14 protein-coding genes are annotated in these 17,520 nt (G+C 69.4%); 2 read left to right on the forward strand and 12 right to left on the reverse strand.

Going from position 1 to position 17,520, the window contains the following annotated elements; translation table 11 throughout:
- Position 1: 1 nt before the first annotated feature.
- From tcuB to H0523_RS05350, 12 genes are all read right to left on the reverse strand, one after another.
- Positions 2-1,207: a tricarballylate utilization 4Fe-4S protein TcuB gene (tcuB, locus tag H0523_RS05295; protein WP_054429050.1), complete on the reverse strand. Its 1,206-nt coding sequence runs from the start codon at positions 1,205-1,207 to the stop codon at positions 2-4.
- A complete protein-coding gene (gene tcuA, locus H0523_RS05300) occupies positions 1,194-2,609 on the reverse strand; it encodes an FAD-dependent tricarballylate dehydrogenase TcuA (RefSeq protein WP_054429052.1) in 1,416 nt (471 codons plus the stop codon). Before tcuA ends, tcuB begins: the two co-directional genes overlap by 14 nt.
- 55 nt (positions 2,610-2,664) lie before the next feature.
- Complete coding sequence (locus H0523_RS05305) at positions 2,665-3,642, reverse strand: LysR family transcriptional regulator (RefSeq protein ID WP_054429056.1); 978 nt, start codon at positions 3,640-3,642, stop codon at positions 2,665-2,667.
- A 72-nt stretch (positions 3,643-3,714) separates the two neighbouring features.
- The gene (locus H0523_RS05310) at positions 3,715-4,614 is read right to left on the reverse strand and encodes a c-type cytochrome (protein WP_054429058.1); all 900 of its coding nucleotides are present in this window, start codon (positions 4,612-4,614) and stop codon (positions 3,715-3,717) included.
- Positions 4,607-5,959, reverse strand: coding sequence for a c-type cytochrome (locus H0523_RS05315; protein ID WP_054429059.1), 1,353 nt, complete (start codon positions 5,957-5,959; stop codon positions 4,607-4,609). Before H0523_RS05315 ends, H0523_RS05310 begins: the two co-directional genes overlap by 8 nt.
- Before the next feature lie 253 nt (positions 5,960-6,212).
- On the reverse strand, positions 6,213-6,911 hold the full coding sequence (locus H0523_RS05320; RefSeq protein ID WP_054429060.1) for a glutathione S-transferase N-terminal domain-containing protein: 699 nt from the start codon (positions 6,909-6,911) through the stop codon (positions 6,213-6,215).
- A gap of 219 nt (positions 6,912-7,130) precedes the next feature.
- Positions 7,131-8,804 carry an HAL/PAL/TAL family ammonia-lyase gene (locus tag H0523_RS05325; RefSeq protein ID WP_180180034.1) on the reverse strand — a complete coding sequence of 558 codons (1,674 nt, stop codon included), beginning with the start codon at positions 8,802-8,804 and terminating at the stop codon, positions 7,131-7,133.
- A 71-nt stretch (positions 8,805-8,875) separates the two neighbouring features.
- The gene (locus H0523_RS05330; protein ID WP_231689715.1) at positions 8,876-10,024 is read right to left on the reverse strand and encodes an MBL fold metallo-hydrolase; all 1,149 of its coding nucleotides are present in this window, start codon (positions 10,022-10,024) and stop codon (positions 8,876-8,878) included.
- Entirely contained in the window at positions 10,017-11,357 is a 1,341-nt protein-coding gene (locus H0523_RS05335) for an MFS transporter (RefSeq protein WP_082404319.1), read from the reverse strand. Before H0523_RS05335 ends, H0523_RS05330 begins: the two co-directional genes overlap by 8 nt.
- A 50-nt stretch (positions 11,358-11,407) precedes the next feature.
- Positions 11,408-13,063: a thiourocanate hydratase gene (ertB, locus tag H0523_RS05340; protein ID WP_054429065.1), complete on the reverse strand. Its 1,656-nt coding sequence runs from the start codon at positions 13,061-13,063 to the stop codon at positions 11,408-11,410.
- Between the two features lie 10 nt (positions 13,064-13,073).
- Complete coding sequence (gene ertC, locus H0523_RS05345) at positions 13,074-14,165, reverse strand: thiohydantoin desulfurase (protein ID WP_020926238.1); 1,092 nt, start codon at positions 14,163-14,165, stop codon at positions 13,074-13,076.
- Positions 14,166-14,381: 216 nt separating this feature from the next.
- Positions 14,382-15,278: a LysR family transcriptional regulator gene (locus tag H0523_RS05350; RefSeq protein WP_054429067.1), complete on the reverse strand. Its 897-nt coding sequence runs from the start codon at positions 15,276-15,278 to the stop codon at positions 14,382-14,384.
- Between the two features lie 101 nt (positions 15,279-15,379).
- On the opposite strand from H0523_RS05350, the gene ertD reads away from it, so the two are divergent.
- Both ertD and H0523_RS05360 read left to right on the forward strand, forming a co-directional pair.
- Positions 15,380-16,735 (forward strand): hydantoin-5-propionate amidohydrolase, encoded by a 1,356-nt coding sequence (gene ertD, locus H0523_RS05355; protein ID WP_054429069.1) that lies wholly within the window; start codon positions 15,380-15,382, stop codon positions 16,733-16,735.
- A 5-nt stretch (positions 16,736-16,740) separates the two neighbouring features.
- On the forward strand, positions 16,741-17,520 hold a 780-nt coding region (locus tag H0523_RS05360), incomplete at its 3' end, for a hydantoinase/carbamoylase family amidase (RefSeq protein WP_180180032.1).

Below are 17,520 nucleotides of genomic sequence, written 5' to 3' on the forward strand. Positions count from 1 at the left end.
CTCAATCGGCGCCCAACCGCAACTTGTCGGGCTGCCGCTTTTCGATCGCCCACTTCAACAGCGCGGCCGAGCGATAGATGCCATGGGCGAACTTGCCGTAGGGCAGGGTCAGGAACAGCGCCATCACCACGCCCAGGTGCACCGCCAGCAGCAGCGCCATGGCGCCGGTATCGCGGCCGGCCAGCAGCGCCAGGCCGGTGGCGCTGGTCAGGAACAGCAAAGCGATGAAGCCCCGGTCCATCGGCTTCTGCGCCGCGTCGCCCTGCAGCGGATGGCGTTTCAGGTTCAGCCACAGCAGGCCCGCCGGCCCGATCAACAGGCCGATGCCGCCCGCCGTGCCCAGCAGCACCGGCGCGCTCCAGAACGGATACGGCGCCTGCTGCCCCAGCAGGTAGTGATACAGCGTGGCCACGCAGGTGGCGGCGAAGCACAGCATGAAGCCGTAGAACGTGAAGTGGTGAAAGCGCCTGCGCCACGGCGTGAAGGCGTCATCGGCGTTGTTGCAACCCTGGCCGTGGCCGCCATCCAGGTAGCGCAGGCGCAGCGCATCGTGCGCGGCCTCGGCCACCGCCGCGCCGCTGGCCGCGCCGGGGCTGACATCGCGCCAGAAGCGCGCCGCGCCGATGCCCAGCGCCAGCATGGCGCAGCCGAACACCGCGCCGAACATCAGCGCCAGCGTGTTGTGCGGAAACACCGCGTAGAAATTGCCCGCCAGCGGCGCGTGGAACAGGCCGCCCGTCAGCATCACCGTCAACGCCAGGAACAACGCCAGCCCCGCCGCCGTGGCCAGCGACAGCGTCAGCCCGTTGCGCTGGTACAGCTTGCCCAGCGCGGCCGGAAACGCGTATTCGGTATAGGTCTGCAATCGCACCTTGGCCATGGCTTGCGGCACGTTCACCGCGAACTCGTGCGGCGGCGCGTACTGGCAGGCGTGCAGACAGGCGCCGCAGTTGTGGCACAGGTTGGCCAGGTAGTTCAGGTCGGCCTTGCCGAACTCCAGCCGCCGCGTCATGGCCGGAAACACGGCGCAGAAGCCTTCGCAGTAGCGACAGGCGTTGCAGATCTGCATGACGCGCGCCACCTCGGTTTCGTCCGGGCTGAGCACGGCGGCGCCACGGCCATGCCAGCGCACCGGCTGTTCGATCATCGCCGGGGCCGGCTGCGCGAACGATTGGGCCTCGCGGGCCAGGGTCTCAAGCTGCCGCATGCGATGCTCCTGCGTGATGCGATTGGCGCGCGGCGGCCGCGGCGCGGGTGCCAGCGATGCGGCCGAAGGCGGTGCCGATGGACATGCCCACCCCCGCCGTGTAGCCCTTGCCCAGCACGTTGCCTGCCATCATCTCGCCCGCCACGAACAGGTTGTCGCTGGGCACGCCGTTGAAACGGACCGCGGCGGTCTCATCCACCTTCAGGCCCAGATAGGTGAACGTGATGCCGGGCCGCAGCGCGTAGCCGTAGAACGGCGCGGTGTCGATGGGCCGGGCCCAGTGCGTCTTGGCGGGCGCCAGGCCCTCGGTGCGGCAGTCGTCCAGCGTCGTGTGGTCGAAGGTGCCGGTTCTACAGGCCTGGTTGTATTCGCGGAGGGTGCGCGCGAACGCCACGGGGTCCAGCCCCAGCCGCCGCCCCAGTTCCGGCACGGAATCGGCGGTGACGCCCGGAAACACCGGTGGCATGAAGCGGCCGACGGCCTTGGCGTCGATGATGGAATAGGCGATCTGCCCCGGCTGCATGGCGGTCAGGCGGCCCCAGATGGCGTAGCGCTTGGGCCAGAAATCCTCGCCCTCGTCGTAGAAGCGTTGCGCGTCGCGGTTGACCACCACGCCCAGCGAGACGCAGTCGATGCGGGTGCAGATGCCGCCGTCGTACAGCGGCGCGCGCGCGTCGATCGCCACGCAGTGCGACTGCGACGGATCGCCGATGCGGTCGGCGCCCGCGTCCAGCATGAACTTGAGCAGCACGCCCTGGTTGTAGCGGGTGCCGCGGATGAGGAAGTTGTCGGCCGGCCATTCGCCGCGCTCGTTCTGGCCCCACGCCTCACGCAGCCAGTCGCGGTTGGACTCGAAACCGCCGGCCGCCAGCACACAGGCGCGCGCCTCGATGCGCTCGGCGCCGATGCGGGCGGCCTTGAAGCGGCCGTTCTCCAGTTCCAGCGCGTCCACCGGCGCGCCGTAGCGGATGCGCACGCCCAGGGCCTCGGCGCTGCGGTAATAGGCGTTCACCAGCGCCTTGCCGCCGCCCATGAAGAAGGCGTTGGTGCGGGCCACGTGCAGCGCGCCCGACAGCGGCGGCTGGAAATGGACGCCGTGGCGCCGCATCCAGTCGCGACAGGTGGCGGACGCGCGGATCACCAGCCGCGCCAGCTTTTCGTCGGTCTGGCCGCCGGTGACCTTGAGCAGGTCCTGCCAGTATTCCTCTTCCGGATAGGCGTCCACCAGCACGTCCTGCGGCGCGTCGTGCATGCAGCGCAGGTTGCGCGTGTGCTGCGAATTGCCGCCGCGCCATTCGCGCGGCGCGGCCTCCAGCAGCAACACGCTGGCGCCGGCCTCGCGCGCCATCAGGGCCGCGCACAGCGCCGCATTGCCCCCGCCCACCACCAATACATCGACCATGTCTTCGTTCCCGGATCAAGGAACGGACTGTAGGCCGGCGCCGCGCGCCGCGATATCAGCGCGGCGTCAACGGGTCTTCATGATTCGTGAAGGGTGCGGCCTCCGATCCGGCCGCGTGCAACGTCGTCACCGCCCACCTGCCGTCGCGCGCCAGGGTGCGCGACACGTCCGCCAGCACCAGGCGCGCGGCCAGCGCGGCGGGCGACAGCTCGTCATCCGACAGGCTGGCCAGCAGGTTGGGCCGGAACAGGTCGGCGTCGTCGATCCGCGCCATGGCCAGCTGCCCCGGCGCGATGCGCGCGGTGGCCGAACTGGGCTGGATGGTGGCGGCATAGCCCAGTTGCACCACGTCCATCAGCAGCGCCAGGCCATCGACCTCGGCCACCACGCGCGGCGTCAGGCCGCGTTGCTGGAACGCCTGGCTGACCAGGGCGCGCAGCCCGTGGCGGCCGCTGGGCAGCACCAGCGGCAGGCCGGCGATGGCCTCCAGGCGGGTGGTGGGGCCGGCGGGCAGGCCGGCCATGCCGCGCCCGGCGCACAGGTACAGCGGCTCGTCCAGCAGCGGCATCACGCTCCAGCGGCGCGCCGCCTCGGCGTGGAACACGACGGCCAGGTCGAGCTGGCGGCCGTTGAGCATGTCGGCCAGGTGGCCCGACAGCGCCTCGACCAGATGCAGGCGGATATCCGGATAGCGCTGGTTCATGGCCTGCACGAACGGCGCCCCCAGGATGGACGCGGTGGTAGACGACAGGCCGACGCTGACATGGCCGGCCAGGCGCGCCTGCTGCGCGGCGTGGACGGCGTCGTCGGCATGGCGCAGCGCGAGCTGGGCCTGGCGGAAGAACGCCAGCCCCGCGTCGGTCGGCACCACGCCGCTGGCGCTGCGTTGCAGCAGCCGCGTGGCCAGCTCGCCTTCGAGCCGGCTGATCTGCTGGCTGAGCGCGGAGGTCACCATGCCCAGCGACATCGCCGCGCGGCCGATGCTGCCGGCTTCGACGACGCGGACGAAATAACGAAGCTGGCGCAGTTCCATGGCGGGCCCGGACTAAGGATGACCCGCCGATTGTAGGACGCGGGGCAAGCCGGCCGCTCGCCCCGCCACGCGTCAGTAGCGCGCGTCCTTCGGCTTCTTGCCGTCCGGCCAGTCCTTCTCCTTGGGCGGGAAGTCCGGCCGCGGCATGTGGGTGAAGTACTCGGCCACGTCGACCGCGTCCTGGTCGGACAGCACCGCGCCCTCGCCCCAGTTGCCATGGGTGTTGACCCCCATCGGCATGCTGTTGCGGATGAAGGCCGCCGCCTTGTAGGTGCGGGCCAGCCCGGCGCCGATGTTGAACGATTCGTCGCCCCACAGCGGCGGGAACACGATGTTGCCGGCGCCGTCGCGCTTGCCCTCGCCGTTGGCGCCGTGGCAGGCCGCGCACTGCGCCGCGTACAGGGTCTTGCCGCGCGCCGAGTCAGGCACCAGCTTGGTGTCGATGGGCCAGGCGTTCTTGATCTGCACCTGGGCGCCATGCGGCACATCCTGCGCCAGCCACTTCATGTAGGCCAGCATCGCCGCCATTTCGGGCGAGGCCTTGTCCAGCGGCTTGCCGTTCATCGAGCGTTGGAAACAGCCGTTGATGCGATCCGCCAGCGTCACTTCGCGGCCCGCGCGCGGGTTGAACTGCGGGAACGAATTGACCGAATTGATGTACGGCGCGCCCAACGGCTTCTTGCCCTGCTGCACGTGGCAGCTGCTGCAGTTGAGGCTGGCGCCGGTGTTGTTCGGCAGCAGCCGGCGGGTTTCGTTGAGCAGGCGCTGGCCGTAGCGGATCTGCTCGGCGTTGGGCTCCTTGTCGATCAGGGTGTCGGACGGAATGGTGTAGTCGGCCAGCCGCTTGCCGTCCTTGTCGAGCACGGCGAAGGTCTTGGGCTCGCCCGCCGGCGCGGGCGGAGCCGCCAGCGCGGCCAGGCCGCCGCCCGCCATCAGCGCCACCGCGGCGGCGATCTTGTACAGCTTATTCATGCTTGCCTCCCGACACGATGTTCGGCTTCTTGCTGGCCAGGAAGCCGCGGATGTGAGCGACCTCGTCGCTGGCGATCGGCGGCGCCTGGTTGGTCCAGGCCGTGCGGATGAAGTTGATGACGTCGGTGATGTCCTGGTCGCTCAGGTGGTTGAAGCGCGGCATCGCGAAGGCCATGGCGTCATGGTCGTTGGCGGGCATCTTGCCGCCTTCCAGGGTGATCTGGATGATCGACTGCGGGTTCTGCGCGAAGATCGCGGAGTTGCCCGCCAGCGCCGGGAAAATGCGCGCCATGCCCTGGCCGTCGGCCCGGTGGCAGATGACGCAATGCTCCATGTAGATCACCGCGCCGCGCGAGTCGTAGCGGCCGGCCAGCAGCGACGCGGTGGTGTTGTCCGCCTTGGCGGGGAATACCGGCACCTTGCCCGGCACCGGCGGCAGCTGCTTCAGGTAGGCCGCGATGCTGGCCAGGTCGTCATCGGTGAAATAACGCGTGCTGTGCTCGACCACGTCGGCCATGGCGCCGAACACCGCCACCCGGTCGGTACGGCCGGTCTTCAGGAACAGCGCGATATCGGCCGCGCTCCAGGAGGCCAGGCCGCGGGCCTCGCCACGCAGGCTCTTGGCGCGCCAGCCGTCGATCACGGCGCCCGACAGGAAGGCGTCGCCGTCGGCCATCGACAGCGCCTTTTCCTGGTAGGCCAGGCCGCGCGGCGTGTGGCAGGCGCCGCAGTGGCCCGGGCCTTCCACCAGGTAGGCGCCGCGCTTGACCTGCTCGTCGGCGCCCGCCGGCGCGGCGAAGTCGCGCTTGCCGGCGAACAGCAGCTGCCACCAGGCCATGGGCCAGCGCATGTTCAGGGGCCACGGGATAGTCGAATCGGCGCTGGGCTTGGCGACCGGCGCGACGTCGGCCATGAAGTAGGCGTAGAGCGCCTGGATGTCGCGGTCGGGCATGATGGCGTACGACGGATACGGCATGGCCGGATAGAGCGCCGCGCCGTCCTTGCGGATGCCGTACTGCACCGCGTTCTTGAAATCGGCGTAGCTGTAGGCGCCGATGCCGCTGGCCTTGTCGGGCGTGATATTGGACGAATAGATGGTGCCGACCGGCGTCTGCATCGCCAGGCCGCCCGCGAAGGGCTTGTCGCCCGGCACGCTATGACAGGCGACACAGTCGGCGGTGCGCGCGATATAGGCGCCGGCTTCGGCCAGCCGGCGGTCCTGCGGATCGACGCTGGCCGTGGTGTCCGTCTTGCGGCTGGCGGTCAGCAGATGGGCGCCGCCGATGCCGCCGCCTATCCCCAGCAGCGCCACCAGCGCCACCGCCTTGATCCCGAAATGCTTCATTTGACCCTCCGTTGCGTGCCGGGCAGCGCGCACGTCGGGTGTTCGTACTGCGTCGTCCAGCTTATGGAGGCAGCTTACGCTTTTAAGTAATAAACATATTACCGAAAAGCATGAAAGTATCGGGGTTGTTTGACCCGGCGCAAACAGGCCGAATCTTGGAGACTCGTTAACACGAGAATAGTCCGGTGTTGGGCCAATTTTGCCGGGACCGGCGGGGCGTCAGGCCCCGGCCGTCCCCGGCGCACACCGCCCGTCAGGCCGGAATCGTCAGACCCTTGGCCACCGCCGGACGCGCCACGAAGGCCTCCAGCACGCGCGCGACGTTCTTGAATTGCGAGAACTCGACCAGCTCGCCGGCGCCGTAGAAACCGACCAGATTGCGCACCCACGGCAGGATGGCGATGTCGGCGATGGTGTACTGGTCGCCCATGACCCAGTCGCGGCCTTCCAGGCGCTTGTCCAGCACGCCCAGCAGGCGCTTGGATTCGGCCACGTAGCGGTCGCGCGGACGCTTGTCCTCGTAGTCCTTGCCGGCGAACTTATGGAAAAAGCCCAACTGGCCGAACATCGGGCCGATGCCGCCCATCTGGAACATCACCCATTGCAGGGTCTCGTAGCGCCCGGCGGTGTCGGCGGGGATGAACTGGCCGGTCTTGCTGGCCAGGTAGATCAGGATGGCGCCGGACTCGAACAGCGCCAGCGGCTTGCCGTCCGGCCCATTGGGATCGAGGATGGCGGGGATCTTGTTGTTCGGGCTGAGCGACAGGAATTCCGGCGAGAACTGGTCCTGCGTATCGAAACTGACCCGGTGCGGCTCATACGGCAGGCCCAGCTCTTCCAGCAGGATCGACACCTTGACGCCATTGGGCGTGGGCAGCGAATACAGCTGGATGCGGTCGGGATGCTGGGCGGGCCATTTCCGGGTGATGGCGAACGAGTCGAGGGAAGACATGCGGGGGAGCTCCTGGAGATCCGGTGGCGATGAGGGGTGGCGATCGTGGCGGGTGCGGCCTCTGGCCGGCGCCCCGCGGCGCGTCGGGCAAATGTAGCGCAAATCACCCACCGGCAAGCGCCTTGTGGCCGCGCCGCGGGCACTCGCGCTGCAACGGTCTGTTCCAGGGAAAACCGCGCCGTCGGCAGGGGATTCCGGCCGGCGGCGGCGGCCCGCCGCTCAGCGCGCCGCGTCGGCCCGGGCCCAGGCCGGCAGGTCCGCCCGCGCCTGCCGCAGGAAGGCGGTGGCGGTGATGACGTCGGCGTCGTTGCGGCGGTCCTCGGTCATGGCCGGCACCTGCTGGCGGAAATCCCGCCACAGGCTGGCGGTGCCCTGCCCCAGCGCCGCCGCCGGGCCTTGCGGATAGCGCAGGTCGACCGCCTGGGCGCCGTGCATCAGTTCCACCGCCAGCAGCCGGGTCAGGGCCGCGATCTGGCCGGTCACGCGCAACCCGGTCAGCGGCGCATTGGTGCCGACGTCCTCGATATTGCCGGCCTGCGGCTGCACGTCGGTCACGACCGGCCCGGCCAGGGCGCGCACGTCCGCCGCCAGCGACGACACCGTCTTCTGGATCGGGCCGTAGCCGATGGCGCCATTGCCCGGACTGAGAAAGCGCGGCAACCGCGTGAAGGCCGGGTCCGTCAGACGCAAGGTGCGTTGCGCCGACAGTTGCGCCACCTGCGACAGCGCCACGCCGGCGCCTTGCAGCGGCAGCACCCAGGCGCTGGGATCGAACCCGGCGCTGGGCATGACGGCGCCACGCACCGGACCCTCGGTCACGTAGTACTGGATTTCATAGTCGGGCGCGCCGGCCGCCGGCGCGGCGTCCAGCACCACCGTCGGGTTGTCGTCGGAACTGTTGATCTGCACCTGCAGCTGCCGGTCCAGCAGCGCCAGCAGGTCGCGCGCCGCGCCGTGCACCTGGCTCACCGTGCGAAAACTCAGCGGGTCCTGCAAGGGCCGCTGCGGATCGCGCTTCCACAACGCGCTGCCGCGCAGCAGGCCCAGCATGCGCTCGGCGGTCTGGCGCTGGCCGGCGTAAGGCCGTTGCGATTGCGCGGGCGCCAGCAAGGGCGCCAGGTTGCCGTCCAGGCCTTCGAGCGACAGCGCCGCCACCGCGTCGGCCTGTGCCAGCAGCGCGCGCGCATCGTGCGCGGCCAGCACCGCCAGCGCGGCGCCATAGGCGTTCGAGCTGACCATCGACAGCGCGTCCTTGCCGAACGGACGCACCGCCACCAGGCCGGCCTCGCGCAGGGCCTGCCCGGCGCTCATGCGATGGCCGCCGTGCCAGGCCTCGCCCTCGCCCATCATCACCAGGCCGATCTGCGGCAGGATGGTGATGTCGGCCTGGCCGACCGAGCCTTCGCCCAGCATCACCGGCGTCACGTCGCGGTTGAGAAACGCGGCGTACTGCTCCAGCACCGCCGGCTGCATGCCGGCGCCGCCAAACAGCGCCGTGTTCAGGCGGATCAGCATGGCGGCGCGGGTCACGTCGCGCGGCGCCTCGGCGCCGTAGGCCGCGCTGTGCGAATGCAGCAGGTTGCGGTTGAACTGTTCGGACAGGCGCCGCACCTCGGGCGAGATCTCGCCGCCCTGAAAGATGGTCTGGTCCTTGTTCAGGCCCACGCCACGGTTCAGGCCGTACACCGGCTTGTCCAGGCGCGCATAGGCCAGCAGCAAGTCGTAGGCGCGCGCCGCCCGCCGCGCCGCGGCCGGCGCGATGGCGACGGCGCAATCCTGCCGCGCCACCGCCAGCACCTGCGCCGCCGTCAGCGATTTGCCGTCCAGCGTGACGCTGCAATCGCCGGCCGCCTGCGCGGCCGCGCCCAGCAACAGTGTCGCCAGCAGCGCCATCCGGCCGCACGCGCGCGCCGCGCGTCGGTGGGTATCAACACGCAAAGACTTCATCTTGCCTCCGGCGGTGCTTATGGTTGCTTCAAGGGAATACGCATCAAATCCTGGCCCAGCACCACCGGACCCTTGAAGGTCTCGCGGGCATGCAGCCAATGGTCGGCCGGCGCATCGCCCGGCACCAGGTGCGACAGCACCAGCTTGCGGACGCCTGCCTGCGTCGCCGCCTCGCCGGCCTGCTGCGGCGTGGTGTGCGCCTCCAGCAGTTGCCGCGCCAGCGCCTGCTGGCGCGCGTCCCAGGGCTTGGGGCCGACGATGTGGTCGACCCAGGCGGGATCGATGGCCTCGTGCACCAGGATGTCGGCGCCGCGCGCCAGCTTGACCAGGTTGGGGCTGAGCGCGGTGTCGCCCGAGAACACCACCGAGCCCGACGCGGTGTCGAAGCGGTAGGCGAAGTTGGGGTACACCAGCCCGTGCGGCACCAGGATCGCGCTGACCGTCACGCGCTCGTCGCGCCAGACCTCGAAGGGTTCCATCGGCGGCGCCGGGTTGGCGTTCGGGTCTTTCACCACACCGGCCGGCACGGCGATGTCATGCGCCTGGAAAAAGCCGCGCACGTCCGGCACGCCCTCGCTGCGCACGCGGATGTTGAGGTCGGCGGCCATGCCGGCGACCACCGAGTCCACCAGGTCCACGGTGCCCGCGCCCGGGTTCTCGGCATGGATAACCGGATCGCCCGCCAGGCCAGGCGCCAGCGGCGGCAGCGCGCCGCGGCGTCCCGGCCCGTAGATCTGCAACGACGCCTTGGCGCGGCGGCGCGCGCTGGGGTCGTACATCAGCAGGCTGGCCAGGTCGATGATGTGGTCGGTGTGCAGGTGCGTCAGGAACACGGCCTGCTCGGCGCCGGGCTTGATGCCGGCGCGGCGCAGTTGCCGGTAGGCGCCCGAGCCCAGGTCGACGAGGTAGGCCTTGCCGTCCACCACCAGCGCCGACGAGATGCCGTGGGGCGCGTCGTTGCCGTACCAGGTCGGCCCGCCGGCCACGCCCAGCAGCACCAGTTCGGCGCCCTGCCCCGCTTGCGCGGCTGGCGCGGCCAGCATCGCCGCCACGCCCAGCGCCGCGGCGGCGCGACCCAGCCAGCGGCGCAGGCCGCCGACGGCCGAACGGCGCGCCGGCAAGCCTGCATGCGCCACGTTCACGAACCGCTTGCCGGCCTCAGACATGGTTCTTCTGCGGCAGCACGGTCAAGGCCACCAGGGCCACCACGCAGGCGCCCATCACATACAGCGCCGGCGCGAAGGCCACGCCGGTGGTGTAGGTGATCCAGGTCAGGATGGCCGGCGCGAAGCCGCCCAGCACCGTCACCGCGGTGTTGTAGGCCAGGGACATGCCGGACGAGCGCACCGCCGTCGGGAACACTTCCGACAGCGCCGACGGCGCGGTGCCGACGTACAGCGCCACCAGCAGGCAGAACGACGACTGCACCACGATCAGCGCGAACTGCGTGTGGTTGGCCTGCAGCCACATCATCAGCGGATACACCGCGATCAGCAGCAGCAGCGCCGACGCGCGCAGCACGGTGCGGCGGCCGTAGCGGTCGGACAGCGTGCCCGAGAAGAAGCAGCCGCCGATCAGGAACAGGTTGCCCACCAAGGCGCCCAGGAAGGCCTGCGAGCTGGTGAAGCCCATGCTCTTCTGCACATAGATCGGCATGAAGATGATCAGCGCGTACGGCCCGATGGCCCACAGCACCGACATGCACAGACCGGTGAACAGCTCGCGCGGATAGTCGCGCAGCACGCTCAAGAGCGGCGCCTTGGCGGGCTTGCCGCTGGCGGCCTGGCGCTGCTGTTCCTCGCGGAAATGCGGCGTCTCGTCGAGCGCGCGGCGCATCCACAGCCCCACCGGCGCGATCGACAGGCCGACGATGAACGGAATGCGCCAGCCCCATTCGCCCACCTGGTCTTCGGTCAGCAGCGTGGTCACCAGCGTGGCGACCAGCGCGCCCAGCAGGTTGGAGATGCCCATGCTGGCCTGCAGCCACGAGGCGTACTGGCCGCGCTTGCCGGCCGGCGCGTGCTCGACCAGGAAGGCGGTGGCGCCGCCCACTTCGCCGCCGGCCGAGAAGCCCTGCAGCATGCGGCCGCACACGATCAGCAGCGGCGCGCCCACGCCGATGGCGGCGTACGGCGGCGCGATGGCGATGAGCAGCGTGCCCAGCGCCATCAGCATGATGGTCAGCGTCAGCGCCGCCTTGCGGCCGGCGCGGTCGCCATACGCGCCCAGCATCAGCGCGCCCAGCGGCCGCACCACGAAGCCCAGCCCGAAGGCCAGGAACGAGGCCATCAGCTGCACCGTCGGATCTTCGTTGTGGAAGAAGTTCTGCCCGATATACACCGCGAACAGCGCGTAGACCGAAAAGTCGTACCACTCCAGGGCGTTGCCGATCGAAGCGGCGATGACCGCCTTCTTGGCGCCCTTGTGCTCATCGGCGCCTGCGTGGGCGGCATTGCCCCCCACCATCCCCGCGCCCGGGTTGATTGCGATGTTTTTCATTGACGTTCCCGTTGATTCGCCCCGTGTCCGGGGCTGTTATGTCCTGCCGTTCAAACCCGCGCCGCCATCGTGTCGATGCGGTCGATACCCTTCTTTCCGACTTCGTCCAGCGCTTCTTCGTAGCCGGCGTCGGCATAGCGCAGTACGCCGCTGGCGGTGTCGTTGGTCAGCGACAGCGACAGGCGCTGCGCCGCCGCGTCGGTGCCGTCCGCCACCACCGTCACGCCGGCGCTGGTCATGTAGCCGCTGTAGCCGCCGCCGCCCGAATGGATCGCCACCAGGTCGGCGCTGGACGAACAGTTGATCATCGCGTTCAGCAGCGGCCAGTCGGCGATGGCGTCGGAGCCGTCGCGCATGTTCTCGGTCATGATGTTCGGATGCGCCATGGCGCCGGCGTCCAGGTGGTCGCGGGTGAACGCCACCGGCGCGGCCAGAATGCCCTCGCGCACCATGCGGTTCACTTCCAGCGCCAGTTCCGTGCGCTCGCCGTGGCCGAGCCAGGCGATGCGCGCGGGCAGGCCCTCGAACGGCACCGACTCGCGCGCCAGCCGGATCCAGTTGGACACGATCAGGTTGTCGGGGAAGCGCCGCAGCAGGAAGTCGTCGATCTTGCGGATGTCCTCGGGATCGTTGGACAGCGCGATCCAGCGGAACGGGCCGATGGCGCGCGCGAACAACGGGCGCAGGAAGGCCTCGGTGAAGACGGGGATCTCGAAGGCGCGCTCGACGCCGCCTTGCTTCGCATGGGTGCGGATCAGGTTGCCGTTGTCGAACACCACCGCGCCGCGGTCCTTAAAACCCAGCATCGCGGTGACGTGGCGCACGATCGAGCGGCGGCTGGCGTCCATCAGGCCTGCCATGTCCTCGCGGCGCATGCGCGCGACCTGCTCCAGCGTGTGGCCGGCGGGCACGTAGCCGTAGACCAGGTCATGCGCCGAGGTCTGGTCGGTGACGATGTCGGGCACGATGCCGCGCGCCAGGATCTCGGGATACACGTCGGCGGCGTTGCCGAGCAGGCCCACCGACAGCGGGCGGCGCGCCGCCTGCGCGTCGCGGATCAGCGCCAGCGCCTCGTCCAGCGTGTCGGCGCGGCATTCCAGGAAGCCGGCCTTGATGCGTTTCTCGATGCGTTCCGAATCGATCTCGACCGTCAGGATGGCGGCGTTGGCCATGCGGCCCGCCAGCGGCTGGGCGCCGCCCATGCCGCCCATGCCCGCGGTCAGGATGAAGCGGCCGCGCAGGTCGTTGTCGAAATGGCGCTCGGCGATGCGCGAGAAGATCTCGTAAGTGCCCTGGATCACGCCCTGCGAGCCGATGTACTGCCAGTCGCCGGCGGTCAGGCCGCCCCAGCAGATCAGGTTGTCGTCCTGCATGCGGTAGAAATTCTCGGCATGCGCCCACTGCCCCACCATGTTGCAGTTGGCCATGATCACGATCGGCGCCTGCGGATGGGTGCGCAGCACGCCGATGGGCTTGCCGGACTGCACGATCAGGGTCTGGTCCTCTTCCAGCGTCATCAGCGCGCGCACGATGGCGTCGTGCGACGGCCAGTCGCGCGCGGCGCGGCCCAGCGCCGCGTAGACCACCAGGTTGGCGGGGTCCTCGCCCACCGCCAGCACGTTCTCCAGGAGGCGCAGCAGCGCTTCCTGGCGCCAGCCCTTGCAACGCAGCGTGGTGCCGCCCGGCACCTTGAATTCACGTTTCATCAGCGCCCCCTCAGCGACCCAGCGCGTAGCCGGTGAAGTCCATGCCCAGCGCCTTCTCGACGATCGGATAGACCGAGGCGTCGGTGACGCTGGAGGACAGCGGGATGTGCTGCTTGGACACGTGCAGGATGGACACCTGCAGGCCCTCGCGCAACTTGCCGGCGCTGACCGGATTGCCGTCGGCGTCCAGCGTGGTGATGACGTCCGGATAGCAGGCGATGCGCTCGCCCTGCGCGTCGGTCACGGCCATGTGCTCGTTCATGACGTGGATGACGCGCTTGCCCGCGCCCTCGCCGATCTCGACCGTGCCGATGTCGAAGGCTTCCTCGGTGTACTTGAGCGTGTTGCGCACCACTTTGCCGGAACCGATGATCTCGCCCTGCGTGGCCTTGCAGATGGCGTCGATCACGGCGCTGCCGCCCTTGGGCTGCGCCGCCAGGATGGCTTCGCCCAGCGCCAGCGCGCGGCTGATGCCGCCCAGCGCGGCGTGGCGCCGCACGTACGAGGCGCGGATCGGATTGCGGCAGCTGGCGATGAAGCCGCCGGCCATGTCGGCGGCCTTGCGCAGCACCGGCGATACCTTGCCGGTGGCGCCGTGCACGGTCAGTTCCATATAGGCGTTGTTGGCGCGGTTGCCGCCCACGGCGCACTGGATCATCGGCTCGGGGCTGCCGGCCAGGCCCAGCGAGCCCATGTCGCCGGTGGGATGGGCGCGGATGTCGCCCACCGCGTCCACCACCTTGGTGCCCAGCACCGCCGACGGCAGCCAGCCGTTGAGCGTGCTGGACATGCCGTTCTGGCCGATGATGAGGCCATACAGGCGCTCGCCCAGCGCATCCTGCAGGCGCTCGGCCGCCTTGACGTAGTCGATGCCCAGCATCTGCCAGTCGGTCAGGCCGCCGGGCGCGCCGATGGCGGCGGCGGTGGCGATCCAGGCGTCATCGGGCACTTCGTCCATCGACACCAGTTCGGGCCGGCCGATGGTCACGGCCAGCGATCCCAGTTCGCGGCCATGCTCGGCCCAGCCGCCCCCGCCACAGGCAAACACCGAACCGCCCCTGACCGCGGCCTCGACATCCTGCATCGTCAAGATTCTTCCCATTGCTGCGCCCTTCCTTTCCCGATTGCGTTTAGCGGCTCCAACGGCATGCGCGCTGGATAGACGAGGGCATCATAGGAACCAATCCCGTTAATGTCGTATTACCTTTTATGCCTTGTTCATAACATTGGGTTAATAGCGGGGTGCGCCCCGAGAGAGGGGCAATCCGGGGGCAGAACGGACCTAGGGATATCCCCAGGCGCCGGCGGGGGGAAAAGATCAGGCGCCGGCGGGCTGGTCCAGCGTCACCAGCACGTCGATGAAGGCCTGCGCCAGGCGCGACAGCGGCTGCAATTGCAGGTGGAACACATTGACCGGCGCGTTGACCGTATCGGCGATCGGCACCGTCACCACGTCCGACCAGATCGGGCCGGCCACGGTGATCTCGTCCACCAGCGCCACGCCGGCGCCGGCCTGCACCAGGGCGCAGGCCACGTGCGCCTGCTGCACCTCGATGCGCGGCTCGGGCTGCGCGTCCTCGGCGCCGAACAGCTTGTGCACCAGCATGCCGAAGGGAATGTCGGCGCTGTAGCCGATCAGCGGCTCGCGCGCCAGCTCGGCGGCGGTGACCTGGCGGCGTCCGGCCAGCGGATGGCCGGCGGGCAGCACCGCCACGATGCGGTTCTCGTACAGCGGCCGGGTCGCCAGGCTGGGATGGTTCACCGGCATGTAGGCCACGCCCAGTTCGACCTGCTGGGTCAGCAGCGACTGCTCCATCACCGCCGGGATCAGCGTCTGCAGCACGATGCGGATTTCCGGGTGTAGTTGACGAAAGCGGGCGATGGCGCGCGGCAGCAGCGACTGGCCCAGGCTCGGGCTACAGGACAGGCGCAACTGGCCCTCGCGGTTCTCCGCCAGGTTGTCGGCCACCTCGTTGACGCGCTGCACGTTCTGGTAGAGCGCGGTCACTTCGACGAACAGCCGCCGCGCTTCCGGCGTGGGGTAGAGCCGCCCCTTGATGCGCTCGAACAGCATCAGGCCCAGGCGCTGCTCGGTGTAGGCGATCAGCCGGCTGACGGCGGGTTGCGACACGAACAGCAGCTTGGAGGCGCCGCTGATCGAGCCGCTCAACATGATGGCGCGGAAGACCTCGATCTGGCGCAGATTCAATTTCATATGCTTAACCTGATGTTAATTCCCATGCACATATAAGCATAAGACGTTTTGAATCGTGCTTACTACACTGCCCTTCAGTTCTTCATTGGATGGAAGTGGTCATGAGCGATTTCGATTGGGTGGTGCGCGGCAATATCGTCGATCCGCACGGCATCGTGGAAAACGGCTGGCTGGCCGTGCAGGGCGGCAAGATCGCCGCGCGCGGCACCGGCGCGGCCCCCGCGGCGCGTGACAGCGTCGACGCCAGCGGGCAGTGGATCATCCCCGGCGTGGTCGACGGCCAGGTGCACTCCGGCAGCCAGGCCAACCAGGAAGGCCTGGGCTGGGCCTCGCGCGCCGCCGCCGCCGGCGGCGTCACGGTCATGGTCGACATGCCCTACGACGATCCCGAGCCGGTCGCCTCGCGCCCGCACCTGGACGCCAAGATCGCCGAGGTCGAGCGCGACTGCCACGTCGACGTGGGGCTGTTCGGCACCCTGAACAAGGAACACGGCCTGGCCGCCGCCGCCGGCCTGATCGAGGGCGGCGTCTGTGCCTTCAAGTTCTCCACCTTCGAAGCCACGCCCGGCCGCTTCCCGCGCATCGAGGAAGACGACCTGTACGAGGCCTTCCGCCTGATCGCGCCGTCCGGCCTGGTGTGCGGCGTGCACAACCAGATGCAGGAGATGACGCGCAAGAACATCGCGCGCCTGATCGAGGCCGACGACACCGGCTGGGACGCCTTCATGCGCGCCCACACGCCGCTGATCGAGAACCTGGCCACCGCGCTGATCTACGAGATCGGCGCCGAGACCGGCGCCCGCGCCCACGCGGTGCACGTATCGACCTCGCGCGGCTTCGAGATCTGCAACATGTTCCGCCGCAACGGCCACCGCGCCAGCATCGAGACCTGCGTGCAATACCTGATGCTGAACCACGAGGAACACACCCGCCGCTTCGGCGCCAAGACCAAGCACTATCCGCCGATCCGCCCCAAGGCCGAGGTCGAGCTGCTGTGGACCCACATCGCCAACGACGAATGCACCTTCGTGTCGTCGGATCACGTCAGCTGGGGCCTGGAGCGCAAGCAAAACCCCAACGTCTTCAAGAACTCGTCCGGCGGCCCGGGCCTGGAAACGCTGCTGCCGGCCTTCTGGACCGGTTGCGAGGAACACGGCATCTCGCCGTCGATGGTGGTGCGCCAGCTGTGCGACAACCCCGCGCGCCACTTCCTGCTGGACGACCGCAAGGGCACGCTGGAAGTCGGCAAGGATGCCGACATCGTCATCCTGACGCCGGAGCGCTACGCCTACGACCCGTCCACCAGCCTGTCGGCGGTGCAATGGAGTTCGTTCGAGGGCCGCGAGTTCACGGTGCGCGTGGCCGGCACCTGGTGCCGCGGCCAGCAGGTCTATGATGGCCGCCGCATCGTCAACAACAAGGGCGACGGCCGCTTCCTGCGTCCGCGCAAGGCATGAACGGCATGGCCATGTCCTTTCCTCCGTTGAACGCCGAACGCCTGTGGTCGCGCGTCGAGACCCTGTCGCGCTACACCCTGCCCGACCAGCCCTGGACCCGCCGCGCCTTTTCGCCGCTGTTCCTCGAAGCGCGCGACTGGCTGCGCGGTGAATTCGAGGCCGCGGGCCTGGCCACGCGCCTGGACGCCGGCGGCAACCTGATCGGCACCCGCGCCGGCCGCAACGCGCAGCTCAAGCCCATCGCCACCGGCTCGCACTGCGACACCGTCATGAGCGGCGGCCGCTTCGACGGCATCATCGGCGTGCTGGCCGGCATCGAGGTCGCCCACACGATGCGGGAACATGGCATCGAATTGGAGCATCCCTTCGAGGTCATCGACTTCCTGTCCGAAGAACCCAGCGACTACGGCATCTCCTGCGTCGGCAGCCGCGCTTTGAGCGGCCAGCTCAGCGCCGACATGCTGGCCGCCCGCAACGCCGACGGCGAGACGCTGGCGCAGGGCATCGCCCGCATCGGCGGCGATCCGGTCGCGCTGGCCCGGCCCTTGCGTGGCCCCGACGGCACCGCCGCCTTCGTCGAGCTGCACATCGAGCAAGGCCCGGTGCTGGAAAGCCGCCAGCTGCCCATCGGCGTGGTCACCAACATCGTCGGCATCCGCCGCGTGCTGATCACGGTCGAAGGCCAGCCCGACCACGCCGGCACCACGCCCATGGACATCCGCCGCGACGCCCTGGTGGGCGCGGCCCGCATCATCGACGCCGCCAGCCGCCAGGCCAGCGCCGCC

Source organism: Achromobacter insuavis (assembly GCF_902859645.1).
GTDB classification, from domain to species: Bacteria; Pseudomonadota; Gammaproteobacteria; order Burkholderiales; family Burkholderiaceae_B; genus Achromobacter; species Achromobacter insuavis.